The organism is Pseudomonas eutrophicaquae, assembly GCF_023544715.1.
Classification (GTDB): Bacteria; Pseudomonadota; Gammaproteobacteria; order Pseudomonadales; family Pseudomonadaceae; genus Geopseudomonas.
In genome coordinates, this window is sequence record NZ_JAMJEZ010000030.1 from 1 (window position 1) to 22767 (window position 22767).

Genomic DNA, 22767 nt, shown 5'->3' on the forward strand with positions numbered 1-22767 from the left:
ACGCTGAGTTCGTGGTAAGACATGGCAACACCGTACCGGAAAGGTCAGGTGTTGCACTCAGTTTTTGCGGCCGCCCTCTTTCATCTGCGATTTGAGCTTGGCGATTTTATCTTCCAGGCTGGCAATGTCTGGCGCGGAGGCGCTAGGAATCTGTCGATCAGCCGCATCGAGCGCAGCCAAATAACGGCCGATGCTCGCCTCGATTTCTTCCATGCGCCGCTTCAGTTTGGCGCTGGTGAAATTGCGGTCACGGTTGTTCACTGCCTTGAATTTGCTGCCGTCGATGGCAACCAGGTTTTCGTCAAACAACCCCAACTGCTGGCAGAGCAAAACGAACTGGCGGCAGACGCCGCGAATGGCCTTGCTGTTGTCTTTTCGGAAGTTGGCGATGGTCTTGAAATCGGGCATCAAACGCCCGGTTAGCCACATGAGTTCGACGTTGCGCTGGGCTTCTCGCTCCAGACGTCGGCTCGATTGAATTCGGTTTAGGTAACCGTAGATGTAGATCTTCAGCAGGATCGCCGGGTGGTAGGCAGGTCTGCCGGTTTCGGCTGGAATGACGCCATCAAAACCTAGATTGGCCAAATCGAGTTCATCGACGAAAACGTCAACCACCCGAACCGGATTGGTATCGCTGACGTAGTCGTCGAGGCTTTCGGGAAGTAAGGTGCTTTGACCTCGATGTTCACCCTGGATAAACCGTTTCATGGGCGTCCCTTGCGATGAGATTCTCGGAAATCATAGCAAGGGTTTACCGGGATGTTTTTACACACTCTGGGCCAGAAGCGGACATTCACAGTGACTGAGGAATGAGGGGCGGGTCACTTTTGCTCGGATAACCTAACGCCCGGCTCTGCGGCTGGTAAAAGTGGAGGCGAAGCCGGAGCTTTTACCAGTCCGACAGCAGCCACTTGTTAGCTCTTTTGCTTTAGTGCTTATATGTATCGATATCAAAGAACGCACCAATTTCACCCAAAAACTCTACTGTTTCAACTTCGAAACCTATTGCTGGAGTTGAATGCTTTTCATTCGTGGAAAACCACAAAACCACTTCAAATCTCGGTAAGACGTTGAACCGGTCCTTTGCCTGAAGAATAAGCTCCTTCTTGGCCTTTAGTTTGTTGACTATTGCAGTGGACATTTCGAAAACATCGATGCATTCGTTAACAATGTTTTCTGTTGAAAGCTCCCATGAATTAATTTTTGGGATTTTGCCTGGGACTTTGGAGCCTTTGCGTTTGATTGAAGTCGGTTCAATTCCGAGAAATTCAGTCACTTCGTCAGGGTCAAAGTCATCTCCATCTAGGGCGAAGTATACCCTCCCTTCATTAGTATCCACTCAGCACTCCTAGAGAGCTAACGCTCGCCTCAAGTGCGCGCTTGCGCGTCACTTTGAAGGCGTTTGTTATATGACTTTATCTTTTGGCTACCGTTTAAACCGAAAGACCTGACCAACCCATTTGCCTCTTCATTGTATTCAGCTACCATAGCTTGGCGATACTCCAAAACCTTTTGCTCAAGTTCTTTAAATTTGGCTAGATGTTCGTCTCGCATTATATCTGTGAACTCCAGATTCCCGGGAATCACATGATCTGTAAGGCCTCTTTCGTACCCGCACATAACGGCGTCGAGCTCTTCGCTTAAATTGGTAATTCTTGCCATAGCTGGGAAAAATCTTTCCTCGGAATAGAGAGATGACCAATCTTCAATAATTATTTGAAGTTTTTGGGCAATCTGGTCATTACCTCTTTTTCTACCAACTATCCAGCCATTTAGGACATAGGAATGGTTGCTGAGACGGTAGAGATGCACCAGAATCGCGTCTATCGAGTTTACGGTTGGCATATGTTTTTCGTACAGACGTTTAAGTTTTTCGTCCAGTATTTGCTGTGACAACTGCTTGGATTTATGAACCAGCCCGTATATGCCCCCTAATGGAAACGCTAGACCCATCACACCAATAGGAAGCGCCCCTGTTCTTAGGAATGTTTCGTATCCTATAGGCGACAAAGACAGATCCATATCGGACCAAACAATTATGCCGAGAACTATGCCAAGAACAGTAGGCGCCGCAGTTAGAACCCAGAAAAACCAGTTGCTTGTGATGGGCCTGTAATGGTCAATTAGGATCACGCAGAAGACTCCATCTGTGTCATGCTCATATAACGTTTGAATTCACCGGTGCTGCGCGGCTTTATCGCGCAGCGTCCGGTGGAATGATGGGTTGGGCATTCAGTGGATAAACCTCATCGGATAAGCTGCATTAGGGCTGCCATCAACGCATCTGAAACAGTTCTTGATGGAAACGCTCTGGTGGCAGGCCGTGGGCGAGGAAGTCCTCGCGCAGCGCCTGACCAAACCTCGGCGGGCCGCAGAACCAGATGCTGGCGGACTGCCATTCCGGCACGGCGGCACGGATACGTTCGCCATTCAAGCGCCCATCCTTGCCATCGACCAGCAGGTGCAGCCGCACGCCCGCGGCCTTGGCATCTGCCGTGAGGCGGTCGATGGCGGCCTGTTCGAACTCGGCAGTCGGATGAAAGAGATCAATCGTCTTTGCGTCCGGGGTGGCGGCGCGTTGCTTGAGGCGGGCGATAAACGGCGTGATGCCGATGCCCGCACCCACCCAGATCTGATGTGGCTGCGCATCCTCGAAGTCGAAACAGCCGTAAGGGCCTTCCACCGTAACCGGCATGCCGAGCTTCAGTCTTTCCCGCAAGCGGCTGGTGTGGTCGCCCAGCGCCTTGGTGATGAAGACGAGCCGACGGTCAGCGGGGTTCCAGGCGGAGGCGATGGTGTACGGATGCGCGCCTTCGTTTTTGTCCGAGGTGACGAAGGCGAACTGCCCGGCGGCATGGCCGCGCCAGCCGTCCTCTAGCACGACGGCGGTCTCGAGCACGCGCAGCGCGGGATAATCGATCAGACCCGCGATGGTTCCCGTAACCTTGCGGCCGGTGCCGATCCGCCCCGTCAGGGTCAGCAGCGCGGTCACGGTGCCGCCCAGCAGCAAGGCCGCCATTAGCCAGCCGACCGGCTGCGTCCAATACTCCATCTTGGTGAGCACGGCGGAGTGATAGGCCAGGGCAAGGTAGGCGACTGCGATCCATTTGTGGGTTTTGACGAACCAGTGGTAGGGGAAGCGCTTGACCAAAGCCAGAACGATCAGCACGACGGCGGCGTAGAACGCCCATTCGCCGACGGATTCGGCAAACCCCCGCTGGCTGCGCAGCCAGCCTTCGATGGCGCCGAGGGTTTCTCCGGCCACCGGTTTGCGCGCGGGCTTTTCCAGCCAGCCCCAACCCACCATCCATTTGGTGCCTTTTCCCCACCACCAGTGAACGATGGCGACCACCAGGGCGGCGATGCCCAACCACTTGTGCAGGCGATACATCTTGTCCAGCCCGTCCAGATGCGGCTCCAGCCATTTCGGGCGCAGCGCCAGCAGCATGGCCACGCTCATCAAGCCGATGCCGATCACCCCGCTGTACTGCATGAACACGGTGCGAAACGAGAAGTACGTGAACGGCTCGGGCAACAGCGTATCGGCGGCGAGCCATAGCGCAGTCAGCAGTAGCAGGACAACCAGAAGTGAAACCTTAATGCGTGTCATGGATTACCTTCGATGCAAATTCGTATGTAGCCCAACGGCTCGGTTGAGAGGCGCGTCACTTTTTGCCGCGTCCTCTCTCGAACCGAATGTTAGATGCAGCGGCGCCGAGACCGTGCACCCTGTAGGACAGTGGGGTTAGTACACTTTTCAGCGATTACCCTTTCTTTGTTATGCGGTTTCGAATCAGAAGACCGAACGGCAAAGCAATAATGGGTGCGAATAACCACGCCAGAACGGAGTGGCGCAATTCCGTTAGGAACAATAAGAGCGCGAGAATCGCGCTAAAGAAGAAGCCCACGGCGTATTGTTTTCTACGAAAGTTGAACTCTTCATGTTCTGAGAGCATGGCCTGCGACGTATTCGGGTTCACGATTGTACTTCCGACGCCTAGAGCGACCAGACAGCCGAAGAGGAAAAGCGTGATCTGATGCGGTACGGCGTCGTTTCGTGCGGTATTGATCAGGACACATACCACCAGCGACAGGCCTAAAGCACCCGCCACGAAACGCCAAAAGGAGGCTTCAGTCTTATTGCGCATCTAACGATAAGCTCTGGGGCGGCTGGAGCGAAGCGTAAGCCGTCCCAGCCGCGATAGCGGCGACAACAGCGCCTGGTTTTGCATTTTCGACCTTGATGAACCACTTGGGCTGCATGGCATCGAAATCCTGACGGATATTGGATGGCAGGTAACTAGCCGAATCCAGCACAAATGGTTGACCTCCCACGCGCTTGAATACAACCCAGTGCCAGAAGTCCTTGCCTTCTTCCTGATGGTGCTTGATAGACAACAACGCCAGATTGGGCAATGCCTCCCAAGATTCAAATGGGGTTTCATCAGCGGAAGTTTTGACACCTGCGCTCGACAACATACGCCGGACATACTGTGTATCTGACCATAGCGATTTGTCCGAAGCATGGATGCCCATAGCATTGGCTACGGCCTTCATCTCCGAGTACGTCTTGCCCAGAATGTTGGCAACCGACGCGATTCCGCATCCGGTGGTTTCTTCCTGCACTACTGGTTTGAGCATTGATTCTCCCTTAATGCATAACAGTGATTAGACCGAACGCTCGACTAATACGCAGCCTAACATTTCGCTAACAATGTTGACTTTTCTCTTGCGGATCAGTGTTTTATGCATCTTTCACTCCCTTCTGCTGCGACGTTATATCGAACGCGGTATAAGTCAGTTATAGCCGAATGCGGCATAAGCCCGCGCTTCACAGCATGTCGCCAAAGCTAGCAGGAATGAATGCTTGTGTGAGATAAGCAAGGCATCCATGCCGCCGAAGATGGGACTGCGCGTGAGAAGTTGTTTCCATAATGCTTTTTCTGCTGTTGATTGCCAAGAAATTAGTGGCCGCTTCTGGCCGATGGCTGCCATCCACTGTCTTCCTGACCTATACCCTATCCAGACACTCAGGAAACCCGTTTCCGTGCGTCTGGATAGGGTCGTTTCATGTATTGTTTGACAGGTGTCCGGCAGCTCCTTAGGGTTCATCCATACACATTCATCATGGAGACAGCATGCAGGGACAGCGGATCGGCTACATCCGGGTCAGCACCCTCGACCAGAACCCGGATCGCCAGCTCGAAGGCGCCCAGGTGAGCAAGGTGTTCACCGACAAGGCCTCCGGCAAGGACATGCAGCGTCCTCAGCTCGACGCGCTGCTCGGTTACGTCCGCGAGGGTGACACCCTGGTGGTGCACAGCATGGATCGTCTCGCCCGCAACCTGGACGACCTGCGCTGCTTGGTGCAGCAGCTCACTGCTCGCGGTGTGCGCATCGAGTTCATCAAGGAAGGGCTGACCTTCACCGGTGAAGATTCGCCGATGGCCAACCTGTTGTTGTCGGTGATGGGGGCGTTCGCCGAGTTCGAGCGCGAGCTGATCCGCGAGCGGCAGCGGGAAGGGATCACCCTGGCCAAGCAGCGTGGCGCCTACCGGGGGCGAAAGCCAGCCTTGAACATTACTCAGGTCGCCGAGTTGCGCCGTCGCGTCGAGGCGCGCGAGCCGAAGGCCGCCCTGGCCCGGGAGTTCGGCATCAGCCGGGCGACCCTCTACGAATACCTGCGCACCGACGAGTAGCCGGCCGTATCCGCTTTGATTCCGTTACGAAACCCAAGGAGATGACATGTCCAAACTGGCCGAATTTCGCCGTGCCGAGCGTGAGCTGCAGAAGCAGATGGCCCTGCTGGAGCAGCTGCAGGCTGATACCAGCCTGCAACGCGAAATGGGGTTCGAGGAGAAGCTGCAGGCGCTGATGGCGGACTAAGGCGTTGATCTGACGAAGGTTGTCGCCATCCTCGATCCGCAGCCGGTTGAGCTGGAGTCGCCCGCGGCTGTTGCCGTGAAGACGCGCCGCCCCCCGCAAGGTAAAGGTCTACGTCCAGCTGGTGACCGGTAAGCGCATCGGGACCAAAGGGGCGAACCACGCCTTGCTCAAGGCTTGGAAAATGAGTTTGGCGCTGATGTGGCAGAGGGGGCGTCAGGACTAGCATTCAGTGGGCCACCTCACTCGACACCGTGTGGTTACGGCTAATCCTGCCGCTTCAAACTGAAACGGCGCTCTACCTTCGTTTTCGGTATCGACTTGCCCAGCCTTGGGCAAGGGCATCATGCACCAGCGATTGCTCGAGAAAACGCCGCACCTCCATCCCATTCCGGGACCATACTCTTCGTGGGTCGCTGCTAGCCTGGGTTGTTCAGTGGACCCTTCGCCAGCCACGAAGCTGGATCTGGGCCGGAGTGCTGGACTCTGGACTCTCCGCACCCGCCGGGATGACCCTGACTCGGAACCGGTCGTCTTCAGGCCCCTTGCTGATCTCGAACACATCACCTTCTCGTGCGCGAAGGTTCCTGAACCAAGCCGTCATGTAGGTGACCCGGTATTCATTCCTAGTGCCGGTTGGATCATGCAGCTTATTGTTGTAGTAGCGGAATTTGAAGCGCCGATGCTCGCCGCTCTCGTCAACGCAATCCAGCCAGACATTCGGATTCTTGATGCCTGGATCGAGCGGAGGGAGCATTGCCAGCAGCTCTTTCTCCCCTTTCGGAATTAGGATGCCGGCCTGATGCCCACCTGTACTCCCGACATCGTTTGCGCTCAGTGTCTTTCTGAAAGTGGTTCTCGCCATTAGGGTTTCCTTGGTTCAATGGTGAGCGCCCGCTTCAGATCCTGCTCGTCACGATGCGAGAGGGGAATGATCTCGTTGCCGAGCGCCTGTTTCCATACTGACCGATCAAGCATGACACGCTCGACGGTATCCTCGAAATAGAGCCGGCACACGGTGACAGGCATGGTCTGCCCGCGACGATGAGCCCGTGCGCTGGCTTGTGCTTCCAGTGCTGGATTCCAAACTGGCGTGTAGTGGATCACCAAGGTTGCTGCCGTGATGTTCAGGCCCGCACCGGCTGCCTTGGGATTGAGTACCAAGCATCCTGGCCCCTCATGGCTGGAAAACTCGTCAATGATCCGTTGTCGGTCAGCCTGTGCGGTGGAGCCATTGATCGCCCCCCAATATGCTGGGGGCAGCTCAACACCCGCCTCCCGGATCAGATCACCGATCCGATTGAACAAGGCGAACACTATGACCTTGGTGCCGTTGGAAAAGGCTTCCCGCAGAAGGCTGATGGTGCGCTCCATCTTGGGAGTCATCAGCGGGAGTCCGCTACCCCGGTCAACCTCTGCGAACTCGCCATCCTCGTCATAGGGGCTGGGGCTGCGCAGCCATGGGTGAGCACACACCAGCTGAAGCTGCAGAGTCGCCACCAGTGCGCCGGCAACCGGGTAGCGTGCAAGGGTCTCCTCTCGAACCGTGCAGTAGTGCTCGGCAAGGAGGTCGTCCATCCCTAGAGGCAGATCCACATCAATACGCTCGGGCAGATCCGCTGCTACATCGGCCACTCGCCGTTTGAGAATCACGGGGTCGGTGACGGAGCTCAGTGCCTTTGCAGCCTCGAGCGAGTCAGGGTAGTCCCTCTCAAACGCCTTGCGATCTCCCAAGATGCCCGGGATGGCAAAGTCCATCAGCGACCACAGATCCATCAGCGTATTTTCGACCGGCGTGCCGGTCATCGGGATTGTGCGACGACGCGGAATACTGACGATGGCTTGCCGGCGATTGGAATCGGGATTCTTGATGGCTTGGGCTTCATCGCAGATCAGCCAGGACCATTCGAGCGCCGACAGGATCGCGATGTCATTCACCATCGTGTCATAGGTGGTGATGACGATATTGGTTTGCTGCAGCCCCCGATAGATTCCGGTGCGGCGCGGTCCGAGATGGACTGAAAGCGTCAGTGAGAGCGCGAACCGCTCGAGCTCGCGCGACCAGTTTGCAATCAGGCTGGCTGGGCAGATGATCAGGGCTGGTGACGATGGAGGCGGCGGATCAATGAGCAGCAACGCGATGATTTGCAGCGTTTTCCCAAGCCCCATTTCATCCGCAAGGATCAGTCCGCTTGTCCGCGCGATCGTCGCCTGCATCCACTGCACGCCTCGGGCTTGGTATGGGAATAGCGAGGCGTTGAGACCGGGTACTTCGAGGGTGCCTGGCAGCGCCTCGGCAGAGATACGTCCTGCTGCATGAAACCGCTCAGTAGCTGATATGGACAGCTCGCCATCCCCCCTGCGCAAGAGGCCGACCGCCTGGCTGTAAGAGAGATCATCCACCCTCCCCCCGTCCAGCATGGACAGGAAGGCAGTCGGCGCATCTATGGGCAGCGGACGGACAGTGCCGGCATCGAGCACCCAGTTATGTGCGGGTGATGGCGCTTTCAGCAGGTGCCTAACGCCACGAATAGTTCTGACCCCCGCCAGACTGGCTGTGATGCGACCATCGATACGGTCGATGAGCATTTCGGCATCGAGCACACGATCCGATACAACCATGCCTGATGGAAGGTTCTTGGCGAGTTCAGTGAAAGCGCGCGGTAGCAGGGCCGGATCAGTCATGTGGTCTCCGCATTAGGCTGGCCAGCTCCTCAAGGCTCAAAGGCCAAGGGCGACGGGTGTGGACGGCACGGTGGCAGGTTGGGCAGAGCGGAACCAGATCGGTTACCGGATCGTATGGGCGAGGACTCTTGAGCATCGAGACGGGCTCGAGGTGATGTACCTCAATGACATTACCGGCCTCCCCGTAAACGACACGGGGGTCTATCCCACAGGCCTGGCAGGCGTATCCATGGACTCTGAGGCAAAGCAGCCGGTTTCTGGGGTTGCGCTCGCGCCGGTTGACAACTGCCCGGCTCAGTCCGCCCTCGACCTCCGGCACATCGGACTCAGCAGTCTGCTCAACGATGTCGTAGCCGATGAGTTCAGCCATGGCAGCCATGAGTGGAACGATGACTTCGCGGCAAGTGACCGCGACGGCTTCATCACTGTCTGGTGCCAGCGTCTTGTGGCGGTAGTTGGCGATGATCTCGAATCCGCTGCCGGTAACTTCCCATACCTCAAGGGTCTGGTCTTCGGCGATCGAGACTTCTGCAGCCTGAGCTACCGAGCGCACCAGCGCACGAGCCAGCACCTTGTCTTCTTCCTGTGCGCCGGCCATCTGAGCGATGACCCTGGCAGAGAACAGACCGAAGGAGAGCCTGACCCTGTGGGTCAGGAGTCCATGCGGCCGGAGTTCCGCAACGGGGCCATGCTTCTCATCGAGGTCGTCAAACCAGATCCTCAGCCCTTGGCGCCGCCCGACATTGAAGGGACGCACGGCGATACTAGCCCCCGTCCCTTCAGCCAGCTCCCCGGCAATGAGCGCTTGGTATTGGGCGAGCATGTCACTCGTCCCCGTCGTCCGCGAGGTCCTCCTCATCAGGCATCGGCAAGCTGCGCAGGAGTTTGCGCAGGTTAGAGGAAACCACCTCGCGGATGTCCGCGAAGATCGGTGCCATCTCCTCGTTCACATACTCAAGCTCAGCCACAGCAAATGCCCAAAGCAGAAGATCCATGCCCTGCACGGCGTAGCCACTCGACCTGGCCCGCAGGTAGATCTTCTGGTAGAACTCGTGGTGCTTGTTGATCTGAACGCCCGGCACATGCCCGGTAGTTTCCACGCTACGCAGGGCCGGCACCCACAACTCGCCCGATGTGATGTCATCCACCGCATCAACGAACAGGCTTTTCTTGTCCACGTTGTTCTGGACCGGCTGCTTGATGCGAATGCGAGAGCCCGTGCTGTTGGTGATGGTGGCGCTTTGCTTGCCTACATCCACCTCGTTGACGACCGGCTTCTTCACGTTGGGCGTCTCGGCAATGCTGACGTTCGCGGGCGCATGATTCAGGACCGCCTCTGCAGCGACTTCCTTTTGCTTTCGCCGGTAACGGTTCTCTGCCTCGCGCCGGGCACCCTTGAGCAGCGTATTGAGGTACTCCTCGATCGCCGGGTCGAACAGGATGTGAGACTTCTTGACGTCTACGTAGAAGGCCTCATCAAGGTCGTGCCCGAAATCGAACTCGATCCGTAACAGGGACATGTGAGGCTCGAAAGTTCCCTGCGAGCCAAACACACCGAGCCAGCCGCCCTCGTTGATCAGACGGCCCTCCCGGTAGATGTAGAACCCCTGCCCGCGGTTGGTGATGTTTGCCTTGTTCCTCTCTTCCTTGGTCAGGGTGTTCGAGTTAGGCAATATCCATGCGCGGATGGTCGCCTGGCCGGTACTCTCGCCATCGACGGAGGTGATATCGATCACCTGCTGGGGCTCTGACAAGACCTGCTCGGACTTCTCGGGATAGAACGGATTCCATGGCTCAGCAAGCTCATCGTTTACCGTGATCTTGATGTTACGCTGGCGATCATCGTCGGTATCGAGGAATCGGTGATAGATCAGGCCGATGTGCGCCTTGAGGCTGCTTCGCAGGCGCTTGATCGCCCCCTGCTCTTTAGTCCCGCCCGGCTCGTCGTAGTTCTTGGACAGAAGCCGGTCGCACTTGGACCAGACAACAAGCGTTCCCTTGTCGCCGCACAGCTCCTCCCAAGCTTCTTCCTCGTGGGGTTCGAGGGCTTCACGCAGCATCTCCCACTTGCCGGTACTCTCGACGTGATCGAGATCCCAGGCGAGCTTCGTCAGCGAGGCATCGGGCGATCTGCGGGAGATCACCGTGAAACGGCGGCATACGGAGCTTGATGCTGTTTTCAGGCCAAGGCCGAATTTGCCCAGGCTCGCCAGATTCTCTCGTTCAGGCGCGCCATAGCGCAGCGCATTATGCACGCCCTGCGCATCCATGCCGTCTCCGTTGTCACCGAAATAGACGAACTTCCGCCCCTCGGGGGTCATTGAGATTCTGACATGGACTTCGTCAGCATTAGCGGCGATCGAGTTATCGATAATGTCAGCCGCGGCTGTCCTGAAGTTGTACCCCGTATCCCTGAGCCCAAAAATCAGACGTGAAGCATCCGGCTCGTTAATCAGGCTTTGATCCATTTGTTGCCTCTATCTGGTCGGGTAATTGTCTTTTCGCCTGCAGCAGGACGCTAGGCCGGCATGTCGCCTGGATGATTCCGCAGGTGCGCATCCAGCACGAAGCGGAACAGATCCGCCACCTTTTCGTCGCTCATTGGACCTGGCTGGTGATGATGGGCCGGGCGCAATACGCGCGTCTTCCTATCCCGTGCCATCCAGTCGAATACGAAGAAGTGCGCCCCCTCGACTTGGTTCAGCGGCTTCACCATGTCCCATGTGCGCGTGCTGCAGGCGTAGATCGCAAGGTACATGGTCAGTATCTGGCGGGCGTCTGCATCCGGCTCCTTCAGCGCATCGTAGAAGTGCAGCGCATCCGACAGCGCATCGCCTGGCACCGGCACTTGGGCGGCAAGATCGCCCATCACTCCGCCACCGCACAGCATTTCCCGGTAAAGCTGCGCGCCCGCTTGGGTGACCATGCGCGGCCCGCCGTGCAGACTCACACTGTAGAGCCACAGCTTCACCGGGTTGCAGGCCAACGTCTCCGCATCCGGCTTCCAGCCGGCCACCGCCATCTGCCGCTGCAGGCGGGCCATTCGCGCCCTCTCCAGATCACTCCCCATGTATGGATTTCCAGTTTTTTTGCGATTTTCCCATGATGCCCTGTTGTCATAGTCCTTTCCAATATCCAGAATGCGCAAAATGCGAAAAACATTCCCGGAGATTGAATGATGCCCCTCAGCAACCATCAGACCAGCTTCGCCCTGCTGCGCGAAAAAGCAGGCATGACCATCGAGGATGTGATGGAGCTGACCGGTAAATCGAAAAGCACGGTTTACCGCTGGGAGAAAGGGCAGATTCAGGCTGACAAGCTAGCCCTCAAGGTTATCAACGAGCGGATTGCCCACGCGACCAGAGGCCACTCGAGCAAGCCTGGAGCTGCTTTCCGCTTCATTGACCTCTTTGCCGGCATTGGCGGTATGCGCAAGGCCTTCGACGCAGCTGGCGGGCAGTGCGTGTTCACCAGCGAGTGGAACAAGTACGCCCGCATGACCTATCAGGCGAACTACGAGTGCGACCACGAGGTGACCGGCGACATCACCAAGATCGAGGCCAGCGAGATTCCGGCCCATGACGTGCTTGTGGCCGGATTCCCGTGCCAGCCGTTCTCGATTGCCGGCGTCTCCAAGAAGAATTCGCTGGGCCGCGCGCACGGCTTCGAGGACAAGACACAGGGCACTCTGTTTTTCGACGTGGCCCGTATCCTGGCCCACCACCGCCCGGCGGCCTTCCTGCTGGAAAACGTGAAGAACCTGAAGGGGCACGACAAGGGCCGCACCTTCCAGACCATCATGGAAACCCTGCAGGACGAGCTGGGTTATCACGTCCACCACCGGATTATCGACGCGCAGCACTGGGTGCCCCAGCACCGCGAACGCATCTTCATCGTGGGCTTCCGCGAGGACGTGCCGTTCGACTTCGACCAGCTGGTTCTCCCGGAAAAACCGCCGGTACTGGGCGACATCCTGCACCCGGAAAACGGCGACGAGGAGGCCGAAGCCCCCTTCACCGAGGGTGACGCGGCCATGGTCGCGGAGAAGTACACCCTGACCGAAAAGCTCTGGAACTACCTGCAGGCCTACGCCGACAAGCACAAGGCAGCCGGTAACGGTTTCGGCTTCGGCATCAACGGCCGTGACGACGTGACCCGCACTCTGTCGGCCCGGTACTACAAGGACGGTTCCGAAATCCTGGTGCACCAGCAGGGCAATCGCCCGCGCCGGCTGACGCCGCGCGAGTGCGCGCGCCTGATGGGCTTCGACATGCCCGGCCAGCCGCTGTTCGAGATTCCGGTTTCGGATACCCAAGCGTACAAGCAGTTCGGCAATGCGGTGGTGGTGCCCAAGGTGAAGGCCATCGCACAGCTGATGCGCCCGCATGTCGAGGCCATCCTGGCGGGCCAGCAGCAGGGGCAGGCACAGCTGGTGTTCGAGGCTGAAAAGGCTACTGCATGACGGATGTCGTCAGCTCCGAAAAGCGGAGCCAGATGATGTCCGGCATCCGCTCGAAGGACACCCGGCCAGAAATGATCGTGAGGCGTGCGCTGCACGCCCGCGGTTTCCGCTACCGCCTGCACGTCAAAGACCTGCCGGGAAAGCCGGACCTCGTTTTCCCCCGTTACAGAAGCGTGGTCATGGTCCACGGCTGTTTCTGGCACGGGCACAACTGCCACCTGTTCAAGGTTCCTGGCACCCGGACAGAGTTTTGGCTGGCCAAGATCGGCCGCAACCGGGAGCGGGATGCGGAAGTGCGACAGGCGCTGGCCGGACTTGGCTGGCGGGTGCTGGAAGTCTGGGAATGCGAGCTGCGGGACGCCCGGAAAGCTGGCTATCAGCCCGTTGTAGAGCGGATTGCCGAGTGGCTATGCTCCGGCGACCTGAACAATGGAAACCCTGCATGGACAGCCTCCGCAAGCACTTCACCGGCGTAGCCGCCAAGTACCTGAGCGGCGTTGACGCCACCCCGAAATCCCACCAGCACGAAATCGGCTCCAACCGCTTCACCTCCATCCTCGGCAACCCCGGCGCCCAGAAGGTCTATCTGGACGGGACATTCCTCTACCTGGATGACGAGCAGGAGGAACCCCTGCGGGCCAGTGGCGTGCTGACCTGGTACGACACCCGGATCAACCAGCCGGACAGGTCGGCCGAATACCGCCTGTACTACCGCGAAAACCCCGTGACGGCCCGGATGACCGAGGGTGATTTCTGCGTGATCGCCCGTTGCCTAGATGGAAGCCTGCTGCTGGTGATGACCCCGCCAGGCTCCACCAGCGAACAGCAGATCCGCTGGCTGTTCGGAATCGACCGGCTCCCGGAAAAGGGGTTCGATGTGCGCCAGGTTGCGGGCCAGCGCATGGTGAGCCTAGCGGAAGCGGTGATTCTCGAGGAACTGGGCATCGAGACACGGCTTGACGATGAAAGCTGGCTCGACCGGATAATCGCCAAGTTCGGCCCGACATTCCCGGCGACCGAGGATTTCAGCGCCTGGGCGCGCGAAAGCTGCCCGGACACCCTGCCTGCCTCGAAAGACCCCGACACCGCGCTGATGGCCTGGATCAGGCACGAGGAAATGCTTTTCCGCACTCTGGAGCGGCAGATCGTCGAGCAGCAGCTGGCGGCCGGATTCCGCGACGTGGACCACTTCGTGCAGTTCTCCCTGAGCGTCCAGAACCGCCGGAAATCGCGGGTCGGCTATGCCCTGGAGCACCACCTGAAAGCCGTTTTCGAAGCCTGCCGGCTGCCCTATGGCTGGCAGGTGGTCACGGAACACCGCAGCAAGGTCGATTTCCTGTTCCCGGGAGCCAAGGCGTACCACGACACGCAATGGCCGGAGGCCAAGCTGGCGATGCTCGCATCCAAATCCACCTGCAAGGACCGCTGGCGGCAGGTGCTGGCAGAGGCCAAGCGCATTCCGCACAAGCACCTGCTGACGCTGGAGCCTGCCATCAGCACCCACCAGACCGACGAGATGGCCGCGAACAACCTCCGACTGGTCACTCCGCGGGAGATCGGCCAGACCTACACGCCGGAGCAGCAGGACTGGCTGCTCGACCTTGGCCAGTATGTCCAGCTGGTCAGGGAGACAATCGCTTGATCAGCTGAACTCCCAGACTTGTCGCTGCGCTCGGACTGCCAGAACTCAAACGCCGCAGATGCCGTGCCGCAGTAGACGAGGCTGAGCTAGAAAGCGAAGGTGAAGCCACCGCCGCGCCGGCCGCCAAGGCCAAGAAACTCGCCTAGCCGAAAGGTATGCGCGAACAGATTGCTACCCTGCGCATCTTGCAGGTTGTACCAACTACCTAAACCGACATGGGGCGGAGTTCGCGTTGATGACCGACAACCGGCCCGCTTCCCGCCTTGGGACCCCACTAAAAGCACATACGTGCTTCTGTGCCTAGACATCCATCAGTTAGCGTGTACTATCAGCACGAATGCACATTCGTGCTTTTGTGCCTCGCTCTTAGTGGGGCCAATACTCGCGGGGGACTTATGCGAAAAATCGCGGTGCTCAACCAAAAAGGGGGAAGCGGTAAGACCACCCTTAGCGTCAACCTGGCACGGGCTCTGCAGCTCGCGGGCCATCCAGTTCAATTGGTCGATAGTGACCCTCAAGGTAGCGCCCGCGATTGGGCTGAGGCTGGCGGCATCGAGTTGATGGAGGTGATCGGCCTGGACCGGAAAACCCTACTGGCTTCGCTCGAAGGTAAGAAAGCCGGTGAGGGTTTCATCATCATTGATGGCTGTCCCCAGGCCTCGGAAATGGCGGTCGCGGCGATCCGGGCGGCTGACCTGGTGCTGATTCCCGTGCAGCCGAGCCCTTACGATATCTGGGCAGCTGCTGAACTGGTTGATCTGGTGAAAACCCGACAGGAAGTCACTGACGGTCGGCCGCTCGCTGCGTTCGTAGTGAGTCGAGCTATCAAAAGCACCAAGTTGGCTGGGGAGGTGGCCGAGGCGCTGCATGAGTACGGGTTGCCGACGCTCGATGCGGGGACGACTCAGCGTGTGGTCTACGCGTCGACTGCAGGGGAAGGCAAGACGGTTTTTGAGGAGCCGCAGTCTAGGGCTGCGCAGGAAGAGATTCAGGCCATTGCGCGGGAAGCGATGGCACTGCTGGGGAACAATTGATGGTGCTCAAAGCTCGCACAGCGCGTACAGAGGCGCGCAGCAAAACGGCAATCAGCGGTGATGACAAGCGGCTCAACGTCACGCTGTCGGCGCGAGACTGGAGACGCCTGAAGAAGGCAGCATTCAAACGCGACACTTCGATGAAGGCAATAGTTGCTGAGGCTGTTGCCCTGTATCTCGATGGCCAACCAGCCGAAGTGCAGGACGTAGACTAGAAGTTAGAGCACGAAAGCACATGAGCACGAAAGCACCAATGTGCTTTCGTGCTTTTTTGTGTTCGACTCAGGAAATATGGGGCCTACAAGGTTGTGCGTAGTTGAGTTGCGGCGTGTAAAAAAGAGGCGTATTGTCAATTTTTGTACGATAACGCCCCGCCAATTGCCATCCGCCTCGGGGTGTTTGGCTCTTTGAGCCTCTTAGATTCCCGTTGGCGGCCGGGAAGCGAAAACGAAAAAGCCCCGCATCGCGGGGCTTCACGGGCAGTGTGATGGTTGGCGCCATCTACTGCCTATGGTCTCGGGAGAATCTGGTTTAGCTGGCCGGATGCGAGACCTGGTAATCCATTTTAGGCGCTCGAATTGGCGTCGTCTATTGGTTTGTCAGGCACTCCCCGAGTTTTGAAACGGAAATTTGGGGGAGCAGGTATGCAGGGCGAATTCTGGCTCGCACGCTGCTGCGGTGAGCCATGGCGAGCGCAGTAGAGCAACTATCACTGTTCGAGGCCGAGCAGTATCACGACATCAATCGGCACGGCTTCTTCTCGCTGCTAGTCGGCTCTCCTACTGGGAAGCGGCAGGATAGCTACCGGCTGTCACAGATGCCCGTTGTGCTCTCGATGCTCGATCACAGTCGGGACACCTGGCTGTCTCAGGCTGAGTTCATCCGGCCCAATCGGCGAGTCGTCAATCTTGCGCGTATCGGGCTGCTGTTCGCTGATCTGGATACCTATCGAGTGCCCGCCCTCTCAGGGCGCAGCCCCGATCAGCTGGCTGCATCGGTGCTGTATCACTGCGCGGACGAAGGCGTTCCAGCTCCATCTCTACTGGTCTTTTCTGGTAGAGGCATCCAGGCGAAGTGGTTTCTGGATCGCCCGTTGCCGCGGCAGGCGCTCCCACGATGGAACGCCTGCCAGCGACATCTGGTTGACCGACTAGCCGCTCTGGGGGCTGACCCTGCGGCCAAAGATGCCTCGCGAGTGCTGAGGCTCGTCGACACGGTGAACAGCAAGAGCGGCGAGGTTTGCCGCGTGGCGCATGTCGAGAACGGGCCTGATGGCCAGCCGGTGCGCTATTCGTTCGATTATCTGGCTGAAATGCTGCTGCCGGTGGCCCGTTGGGACATTGAGACGCAACGTCAGGAGCGCATCGAGCGTCGGCAACTCCAGCTTGTTCCTGGAGGCCGAAGCAGCAACCTACGCGGGTTCTCTGGCCGTCAACTGGCCTGGGATCGGCTGGAGGACCTGCGGCGGCTGGCAGAGCTACGAGGAGGCGTCATAGAGGGTGAGCGGATGCTGCATCTCTTCTGGCGTTTGAACTTCCTGCTGCTGTCCGGGGCCACGAATAGCGCCCAGATGTACCACGAAGCGGCAGCACTGGCCCGAGAGCTGGATTCATCCTGGAACTACCGCAGCAAGGAGCTGATGACGCTCTACGCGAGAGCCAAGCAGTACGAAGCTGGCGAGAAGGTGGAGTTTGGAGGCAGACAGTTTGCCCCGCTCTACACGCCTAGGAACGACACCCTCATCAACCTGTTCCAGATCACCGACAACGAGCAACGCGCGCTGCGCACGCTCATCAGCCAGGACATGGCAAAGGAACGCGACAAGGAGCGCCACACGGCCCGCAGACGAGCCGCTGGGGCGGTTGATCGTGCAACCTATGAGGCCAATTCTGCGAGCCGTCAGAAGCCCTGGGAGGCGTTGGGGATGAGCCGTCGTTCCTGGTATCGAGCTGGGAAGCCTGACCCATCTGAAAATGGCACAAGTCCGTCCGTATTACAGGCGGCTGCAGGTCAGCAGGAGAGTCGGTAAATGTTTGGCACAAGTCCGTCCGTATTACTAATGGCGAAGCCCTCGCTCTTTGGTGGAGGGCTTGCGGCGTAGCCGCAGCACTGTTGCGAGAGCGGCCGCCTTTCATGGCGGCCTGCATTCGAGCTGTGCCCGTAAGGGCCAGCATATCGGCGGCCGTAGGCCGTGCTTTTGAATTCGTAAAACTATAGTGCTCTTGCTCTTGAAGCCCGAGTGGGGGTCCCCCGCTTGCGGGGGTCGAGGGCTGGCATGTTGTCCACGGGCGTAGCCGGTGGGCAACATGCCCCATGCAACACCGATTTCCTGTTTCTACGGGGATGTGGAAGATGCTGCTTCTGTCCAAGCTTGGATTGGACTCGGCGCCCGAGTGTGCCACTCCCTGACTAGGGTGCGGCGGGCGACCTGTCGTTAGCTTAGTGAATAATTACCATAACAATCATAAGAATAATCATAATATTATGATTATTCTTATGCTACGCTGTGGGGACATTTACAGAAAGGAATCGCTGCTATGTCCATGATCCCCACCGAGGTGCGTGAGCGCGTTATCCAGGCCGCTCAGGAGCTGTATGAGCAGAACGGCCGCGAGTCGATGCCGACCGTGGATGCCGTGCGCCGTCACGCGCGTGTCGACATGAACGCGGCAAGTGCCGTGATGCGCGAGTGGCGCCGCGCTCAGACCGCTCAGGCGGCGCCGGTTGCCGTCACGGTCCCCGAGGTGGTGACGCAGGCGCACGGCGCGGCGCTGGTCGCGCTGTGGCAGACCGCCCAGGAGCTGGCCAACGAGTCATTGCGTGTTGCCCAGGCCGCCTGGGAAGCCGAGCGGGCCGAGGCCGACCACGACCGCCATGAGCTGGCCGACGCCTACGAGCGGCAGGCTGCCGAGTTGGAGGAGGTTCGGGCCGCCGCCGAGCGATCCGCCCGGCTCCACCAGGAGCAGCAGGACACCCAGGCCCAGGCGCTGGCAGCCTTGCGCGCCGAACTGGTCACGGCAGCCACCCGCGCTGAGCGCGCCGAGGCCCGCGCCCAGGAGATCGAGCTGCGCGCCGCCGACCTGCGCAGCGAGCTTGACCACGCGCACCAGGAGCAGGGGCGCATTCGCGCCGAGCTGGCTGCCGCTATCGCCCGTGCCGAACGCGCCGAGGCTCAGGCGCAGGATGCCGAGCAGCGCGCCGCCGCACTGCGGGGTGAACTGGAGAGCGCGCACCAGGAAAGCGAGCGCGGCCGTGCAGAGACGGCGACCCTGGCCGGCGAGCTGCGCCAGTCCCAGGATGCCGTCGCGGTGCTGCGCGCCCAGTTGAGTTCCGTCGAGGCCAGCAAGACCCAGGAGATCGAGCGGGCGCGGCAGGAGCGCGAGCAGCTGCTGGGCGAACTGAACACGGCCAAGGCCGCCATCAGCCAGGCCGAGGCGGTCGGTGCCGAAGCCCGCGAGCGGTCTGCCGTGCTGGCCGGCAAGCTGGAAAGCGAGCAGTCGCACAGCGCGGCTCTGGCCGCCCTGCTGGCCCGGCTGAATCTGGTCGCCGGTTCGGAGGCTGAGGGCGGCGAGCCGTCCGCCTGAGCCGCGAGCGCGTTGCCGCTGGAGGCTGGGGTTGCTCTACCCGGAAAGGCGTCGAGCCAGCGGAGGGGCTGCGCGTGCGCAGCGCCGCAGCGCTCGATGCCCGACAAGCGCAGCGCGTCAGGCGGTAGTTCTGGCAGCGCTGCGGGGTGGGAGCGTAGGTCAAACGTCACGGCCTGCGGGCGGGCTCTCCATGCCGAATCGGACCCCCTATCCCGCGCGGGGGCGGGGAGGATTGCCCCGCTGGCCGTGCAGGTCAAACGTCACGCGGGTTCGGGAGCGCTTGCGCGTGCAGCCATTGCCAGACGCTGCGCGCGGCGAGGGTGTCGGCCAGGGCGCGGTGGGCCTGGCCGCTCCAGGTGTGGCCGGCTGCCATGGCGGCGGCAGTGAGTCGGAACCAGCGGTAATTGCCGTGGTAGTCGTTCCAGTCCCCGACCCACAGGGCGTAGGCCTCCATCGCGCAGACGGCTTTCTGGGCGGCCAGCTTGCGTACCCGTGCAGGCAGGAAACCGAGGTCGAATTGGGCGTTGTAGATCACCAGGGCGCCGGCGGCCTCGATGACCTCGGCCAGCCTGGCGGCGACGGTCGCCAGTTCGGGGGCGGTGGCCACGTCCTCGGGACGGATGCCATGCACCGCCTGAGCCTCGGGCCAGGCCTGGCGACGGCGGGGCCGCACCAGGGTATCCAGCAGCACCGCGCCGGACTCGTCGACCACGGCGACCTCCAGCAGGTCGTTGGTGGTCGGGGCCAGGCCGGTGGTTTCGGTGTCCAGGTACAGCACCTGCCCGCCCAGCGGGGCGCGTTCCAGCAGGCGGGCCAGGCTGTCGAGCCGCTGGCGGGTTTCGTCGCGGTCGTCCTCGATGAGGGGGAGCGGTTCGGAGGCTATCGGTAGCGGCGCGGTGATCCGTTGCGTCGGTTGGGGGGCAACCTGGCGACGACGAATCTCGACGGTCTGGCTGAGGTGGTAGGCGGCTACCCAGCCGGTGGGGTTGTAGCTGCTGCCGTGCCCGCTGACGACGAAGGCGCAGGGCTGTTCCCCGCGTGCCGGCCGTCTGCCTTCCAGCTTCCAGTACCCGGCCGTTTTCACGTCGCGGGGTGGCTGTGGCCAAGGCGTGCCCATGATGTCGTAGTGGGGCACGTCCGGGTTCTTGGCCTGCTCGGCTTTCAGGCGGTCGAGCACCTTGGCGGTTCGCATGGCGGCGGCTCCTTGGTTACAGCTCCGTGGTCGTCGAGGACTTGGCGGCCAGCAGGGCGTCTCCGGCGCGTTTCCATTCGCTGCGGCGCTGGTCGTCGAGCGGCACTTTGGCCAGGCCGAGGAGGGCGCCCAGCAGCTCGCCACGGTCCACGGTGGGGCGTCCGGTTTTGGTGTCCACCAGCCCGGCCAGAATCAGCAAACCCGCCGACTGGTACAGCTCACGGTCGCGGGCCTTACGTTCGGCGGCTTTCTCGGCGTTGACGATGCGTGCGGCGTTGGTCTTGGCCTTCTGGGCGCGCTCGGCGGCCTTCTCGGCTTTCACCAGCGCGGAGAGCTTGCGGTTGTCGTCGTTGCTGCGCTCGGGTTTGTCGGCCAGCAGCAGGAGCAGGCGCTGTTGATCGCTGGGCGATTTGAGGCCGCGCAGGTAGGCAATCCGGGCCGTCAACCATTCGTCATGCATGGGAGTTCTCCCTGTCCGTTGGATTGCTGAGTCTAGCGCTATTCTGTCAGACTGACACTGACCGCTTTTTCCTTCTGTGAAGCAGAAGGCGCGCTTAGTTGTTTCTCGGCAAGCCGAGAAACGCGCGCCCTGCCGGGGGCAGAAGCCAGAGCATTTTCGCGGGCGCGAAAATACAGATCGAAGGGCTACAGTATATGGCTATTGCGCGACTCAGCATGAAGGTAGGCAAGACCGGCAAGGCCGGGCCGCATGCCGCCTATATCGCGCGGGAAGGCGAGTACGCCCATCGCCGGGAGAAAGGCGAGGCGCTGGAGGCCTGCGAGGCGGGCAACCTGCCGCTGTGGGCGCAGGCCAACCCGCTGGAGTTCTGGCGGGCCGCCGATGTCCATGAGCGGGCGAACGGCACCACCTACCGGGAGATGGAAATTGCCCTGCCGCGCGAGCTGAGCGCCGCGCAGCGGATCGAGCTGGTTCGGGCGTTCGTCGCTGAGGAGCTGGGCGACCGCCATGCCTATCAGTGGGCGATCCACAACCCCCAGGCCGCCGATGGCGGCGAGCAGCCCCACGCGCACCTGATGTTCAGCGAGCGGCAGCGCGACGGTATCGAGCGCGACCCCGAGCAGTATTTCAAGCGCTACAACGCGAAGAACCCCGAGCGTGGCGGGGCGCGGAAAGGCTACGGGCCGCACGCCGGGCAGACCCTGACGGCGGCCGAGCGCAAGGCCGATCTGGTGGCCCTGCGCAGCCGCTGGGAGGCGATGTGCAACGCGCACCTGGAGCGGGCCGGCCTGGCCGAGCGGATCGACATGCGCAGCCATGCCGAGCGGCAGACCGGCCAGGTGCCGGAACGGAAGCAGTTGCCGAGCGCCTGGCGCGGCAAAGGCCGTGCCCAGGTGATCGAGTTTCGCGCCGCCCGCGCCGAGGTGACCCAAGCCGCCGCCGAGCTGCGCCGCGCGGTGCCGGACACCGGAGCCGAAATCATTCACCTGGAAGCCGAGCGGCAGCGCCGGCAGCAGCGCGAAAGCGAGCGCGCTCGCCGGCCAGATGAGTCAGCGCTCGGTGCGTTGATTCGCAACATGAAATCCGATGTCGATGAGCGGGCGAAGAGCGCCCCGCCGAGTGCCTTCGCGCAGGAGGTCGAGCAGGCCTTGGCCGAGCGGCGAAAGGCCAAGGCTCAGGCGGAGGCCCAGGAGCGCGAACGGCAAGCGGCAGCGCAGCGCCAGGAACCCCAAGGGGGGCTGATTCATCATGACGAGGGGGGGGTAATTCGGCATACGCCTGCCGAGGTGAGCCAGAAGCCGCTCCACGAGCCGATTGGCCAGGCGCGCGAGCGGCGGGAGGAGGAGCGGCAGGCCGAGCGCGAGCGGCTGCGGGCCGCCGAGCTTCGCCAGGAACAGCTGCGTATCGAGCGTATGAACGCGGCCGAACTGCGCGCCGAAATCGAGCGGCAACGGCTAGCGCCGGTGGCCGAGCTGGTGGAGCGAGATCCGGCGGTGATCGAGGCGACCCGGACGCATCGCACGCTGGCCGGGCAGGTCCAGGCCCTCCAGGGACGCGCCAACGAGGCACACCGCGAGGCGCAGGCCTGGCGTGAAGCGCATCCCATCCGAGCCAAGGCGCACGACGCCGGGGTGATGCGTGCGGCCTATCTGGACGAGCGCGCCCAGGTCATCGAGCAGATGCGCGGGCAGTATCAGAAGGTCGCCCCGCAGGCGACGCGCGCCCGTGAGATGGCCGAGGCCTTGCGTAGCGCGGCTACGACCCGCATTGCCCAGGAGCAGGTGCCGGCCTTGGCGCGCATCCGGGCGCTGGAGCAGCGGGCGGC

The 22767-nt window shown here is 60.7% G+C and carries 23 protein-coding genes and 1 pseudogene; 10 read left to right on the forward strand and 14 right to left on the reverse strand.

Going from position 1 to position 22767, the window contains the following annotated elements:
• Positions 1–75 precede the first annotated feature (75 nt).
• The 7 genes and pseudogenes from MXC11_RS11025 to MXC11_RS11055 all read right to left on the reverse strand — a co-directional run.
• Positions 76–708 (reverse strand): annotated as a pseudogene (locus MXC11_RS11025) (IS1182-like element ISPmo1 family transposase); the annotation flags it as partial.
• Positions 709–928: 220 nt separating this feature from the next.
• On the reverse strand, positions 929–1339 hold the full coding sequence (locus MXC11_RS11030; protein WP_250010240.1) for a DUF4279 domain-containing protein: 411 nt from the start codon (positions 1337–1339) through the stop codon (positions 929–931).
• Between the two features lie 29 nt (positions 1340–1368).
• Positions 1369–2133 (reverse strand): hypothetical protein, encoded by a 765-nt coding sequence (locus MXC11_RS11035; protein ID WP_250010241.1) that lies wholly within the window; start codon positions 2131–2133, stop codon positions 1369–1371.
• A 142-nt stretch (positions 2134–2275) separates the two neighbouring features.
• Positions 2276–3610: a ferredoxin reductase family protein gene (locus MXC11_RS11040; RefSeq protein WP_250010242.1), complete on the reverse strand. Its 1335-nt coding sequence runs from the start codon at positions 3608–3610 to the stop codon at positions 2276–2278.
• A gap of 154 nt (positions 3611–3764) precedes the next feature.
• A complete protein-coding gene (locus MXC11_RS11045; protein ID WP_250010243.1) occupies positions 3765–4148 on the reverse strand; it encodes a hypothetical protein in 384 nt (127 codons plus the stop codon).
• Positions 4138–4641, reverse strand: coding sequence for a hypothetical protein (locus MXC11_RS11050; RefSeq protein ID WP_250010244.1), 504 nt, complete (start codon positions 4639–4641; stop codon positions 4138–4140). The genes MXC11_RS11045 and MXC11_RS11050 overlap by 11 nt, the downstream gene beginning before the upstream one ends.
• A 156-nt stretch (positions 4642–4797) precedes the next feature.
• Positions 4798–4995, reverse strand: a complete 198-nt coding sequence (locus MXC11_RS11055) for a hypothetical protein (protein WP_250010245.1) — start codon at positions 4993–4995, stop codon at positions 4798–4800.
• 143 nt (positions 4996–5138) lie between these two features.
• On the opposite strand from MXC11_RS11055, the gene MXC11_RS11060 reads away from it, so the two are divergent.
• Entirely contained in the window at positions 5139–5699 is a 561-nt protein-coding gene (locus tag MXC11_RS11060; protein WP_250010246.1) for a recombinase family protein, read from the forward strand.
• Between the two features lie 46 nt (positions 5700–5745).
• Entirely contained in the window at positions 5746–5886 is a 141-nt protein-coding gene (locus MXC11_RS12220) for a hypothetical protein (RefSeq protein ID WP_349665527.1), read from the forward strand.
• Positions 5887–6316: 430 nt separating this feature from the next.
• On the opposite strand, the gene MXC11_RS11070 is transcribed toward MXC11_RS12220, so the two are convergent.
• Genes MXC11_RS11070 through MXC11_RS11090 form a run of 5 tightly spaced genes read right to left on the reverse strand, consistent with a single transcriptional unit; the run spans position 6317 to position 11611 of the window.
• Positions 6317–6748, reverse strand: coding sequence for an EcoRII N-terminal effector-binding domain-containing protein (locus MXC11_RS11070; protein ID WP_250010247.1), 432 nt, complete (start codon positions 6746–6748; stop codon positions 6317–6319).
• Positions 6748–8568, reverse strand: coding sequence for a DEAD/DEAH box helicase (locus MXC11_RS11075; RefSeq protein ID WP_250010248.1), 1821 nt, complete (start codon positions 8566–8568; stop codon positions 6748–6750). The genes MXC11_RS11070 and MXC11_RS11075 overlap by 1 nt, the downstream gene beginning before the upstream one ends.
• Positions 8561–9391: an HNH endonuclease gene (locus MXC11_RS11080; RefSeq protein WP_250010249.1), complete on the reverse strand. Its 831-nt coding sequence runs from the start codon at positions 9389–9391 to the stop codon at positions 8561–8563. Before MXC11_RS11080 ends, MXC11_RS11075 begins: the two co-directional genes overlap by 8 nt.
• Before the next feature lies 1 nt (position 9392).
• Positions 9393–11036 (reverse strand): ATP-binding protein, encoded by a 1644-nt coding sequence (locus MXC11_RS11085; protein ID WP_250010250.1) that lies wholly within the window; start codon positions 11034–11036, stop codon positions 9393–9395.
• A 50-nt stretch (positions 11037–11086) separates the two neighbouring features.
• On the reverse strand, positions 11087–11611 hold the full coding sequence (locus tag MXC11_RS11090; protein ID WP_250010251.1) for a hypothetical protein: 525 nt from the start codon (positions 11609–11611) through the stop codon (positions 11087–11089).
• Between the two features lie 132 nt (positions 11612–11743).
• Here MXC11_RS11090 and dcm point away from each other — a divergent pair, with 132 nt between their 5' ends.
• The 7 genes from dcm to MXC11_RS11130 all read left to right on the forward strand — a co-directional run bounded on the left by dcm (position 11744) and on the right by MXC11_RS11130 (position 19290).
• Positions 11744–13030, forward strand: coding sequence for a DNA (cytosine-5-)-methyltransferase (dcm, locus tag MXC11_RS11100; RefSeq protein WP_284060484.1), 1287 nt, complete (start codon positions 11744–11746; stop codon positions 13028–13030).
• Positions 13027–13506: a very short patch repair endonuclease gene (locus MXC11_RS11105; protein ID WP_250010252.1), complete on the forward strand. Its 480-nt coding sequence runs from the start codon at positions 13027–13029 to the stop codon at positions 13504–13506. Before dcm ends, MXC11_RS11105 begins: the two co-directional genes overlap by 4 nt.
• Positions 13473–14672 carry a type II restriction endonuclease gene (locus MXC11_RS11110; RefSeq protein WP_250010253.1) on the forward strand — a complete coding sequence of 400 codons (1200 nt, stop codon included), beginning with the start codon at positions 13473–13475 and terminating at the stop codon, positions 14670–14672. Before MXC11_RS11105 ends, MXC11_RS11110 begins: the two co-directional genes overlap by 34 nt.
• Positions 14673–15067: 395 nt before the next feature.
• Complete coding sequence (parA, locus tag MXC11_RS11115) at positions 15068–15706, forward strand: ParA family partition ATPase (RefSeq protein ID WP_250010254.1); 639 nt, start codon at positions 15068–15070, stop codon at positions 15704–15706.
• Positions 15706–15921, forward strand: a complete 216-nt coding sequence (locus MXC11_RS11120) for a hypothetical protein (RefSeq protein ID WP_250010255.1) — start codon at positions 15706–15708, stop codon at positions 15919–15921. The genes parA and MXC11_RS11120 overlap by 1 nt, the downstream gene beginning before the upstream one ends.
• A 470-nt stretch (positions 15922–16391) precedes the next feature.
• Positions 16392–17735: a RepB family DNA primase gene (locus MXC11_RS11125; RefSeq protein WP_250010256.1), complete on the forward strand. Its 1344-nt coding sequence runs from the start codon at positions 16392–16394 to the stop codon at positions 17733–17735.
• 508 nt (positions 17736–18243) lie between these two features.
• A complete protein-coding gene (locus MXC11_RS11130) occupies positions 18244–19290 on the forward strand; it encodes a DNA-binding protein (RefSeq protein WP_250010257.1) in 1047 nt (348 codons plus the stop codon).
• Between the two features lie 253 nt (positions 19291–19543).
• Here MXC11_RS11130 and MXC11_RS11135 read toward each other — a convergent pair whose 3' ends face one another.
• Together MXC11_RS11135 and MXC11_RS11140 are read right to left on the reverse strand one after the other, a co-directional pair.
• On the reverse strand, positions 19544–20482 hold the full coding sequence (locus tag MXC11_RS11135) for a 3'-5' exonuclease (RefSeq protein ID WP_250010258.1): 939 nt from the start codon (positions 20480–20482) through the stop codon (positions 19544–19546).
• Positions 20483–20498: 16 nt separating this feature from the next.
• Complete coding sequence (locus tag MXC11_RS11140; protein ID WP_250010259.1) at positions 20499–20942, reverse strand: conjugal transfer protein TraD; 444 nt, start codon at positions 20940–20942, stop codon at positions 20499–20501.
• A gap of 215 nt (positions 20943–21157) precedes the next feature.
• Here MXC11_RS11140 and MXC11_RS11145 point away from each other — a divergent pair.
• On the forward strand, positions 21158–22767 hold a 1610-nt coding region (locus MXC11_RS11145), incomplete at its 3' end, for a MobA/MobL family protein (RefSeq protein ID WP_250010260.1).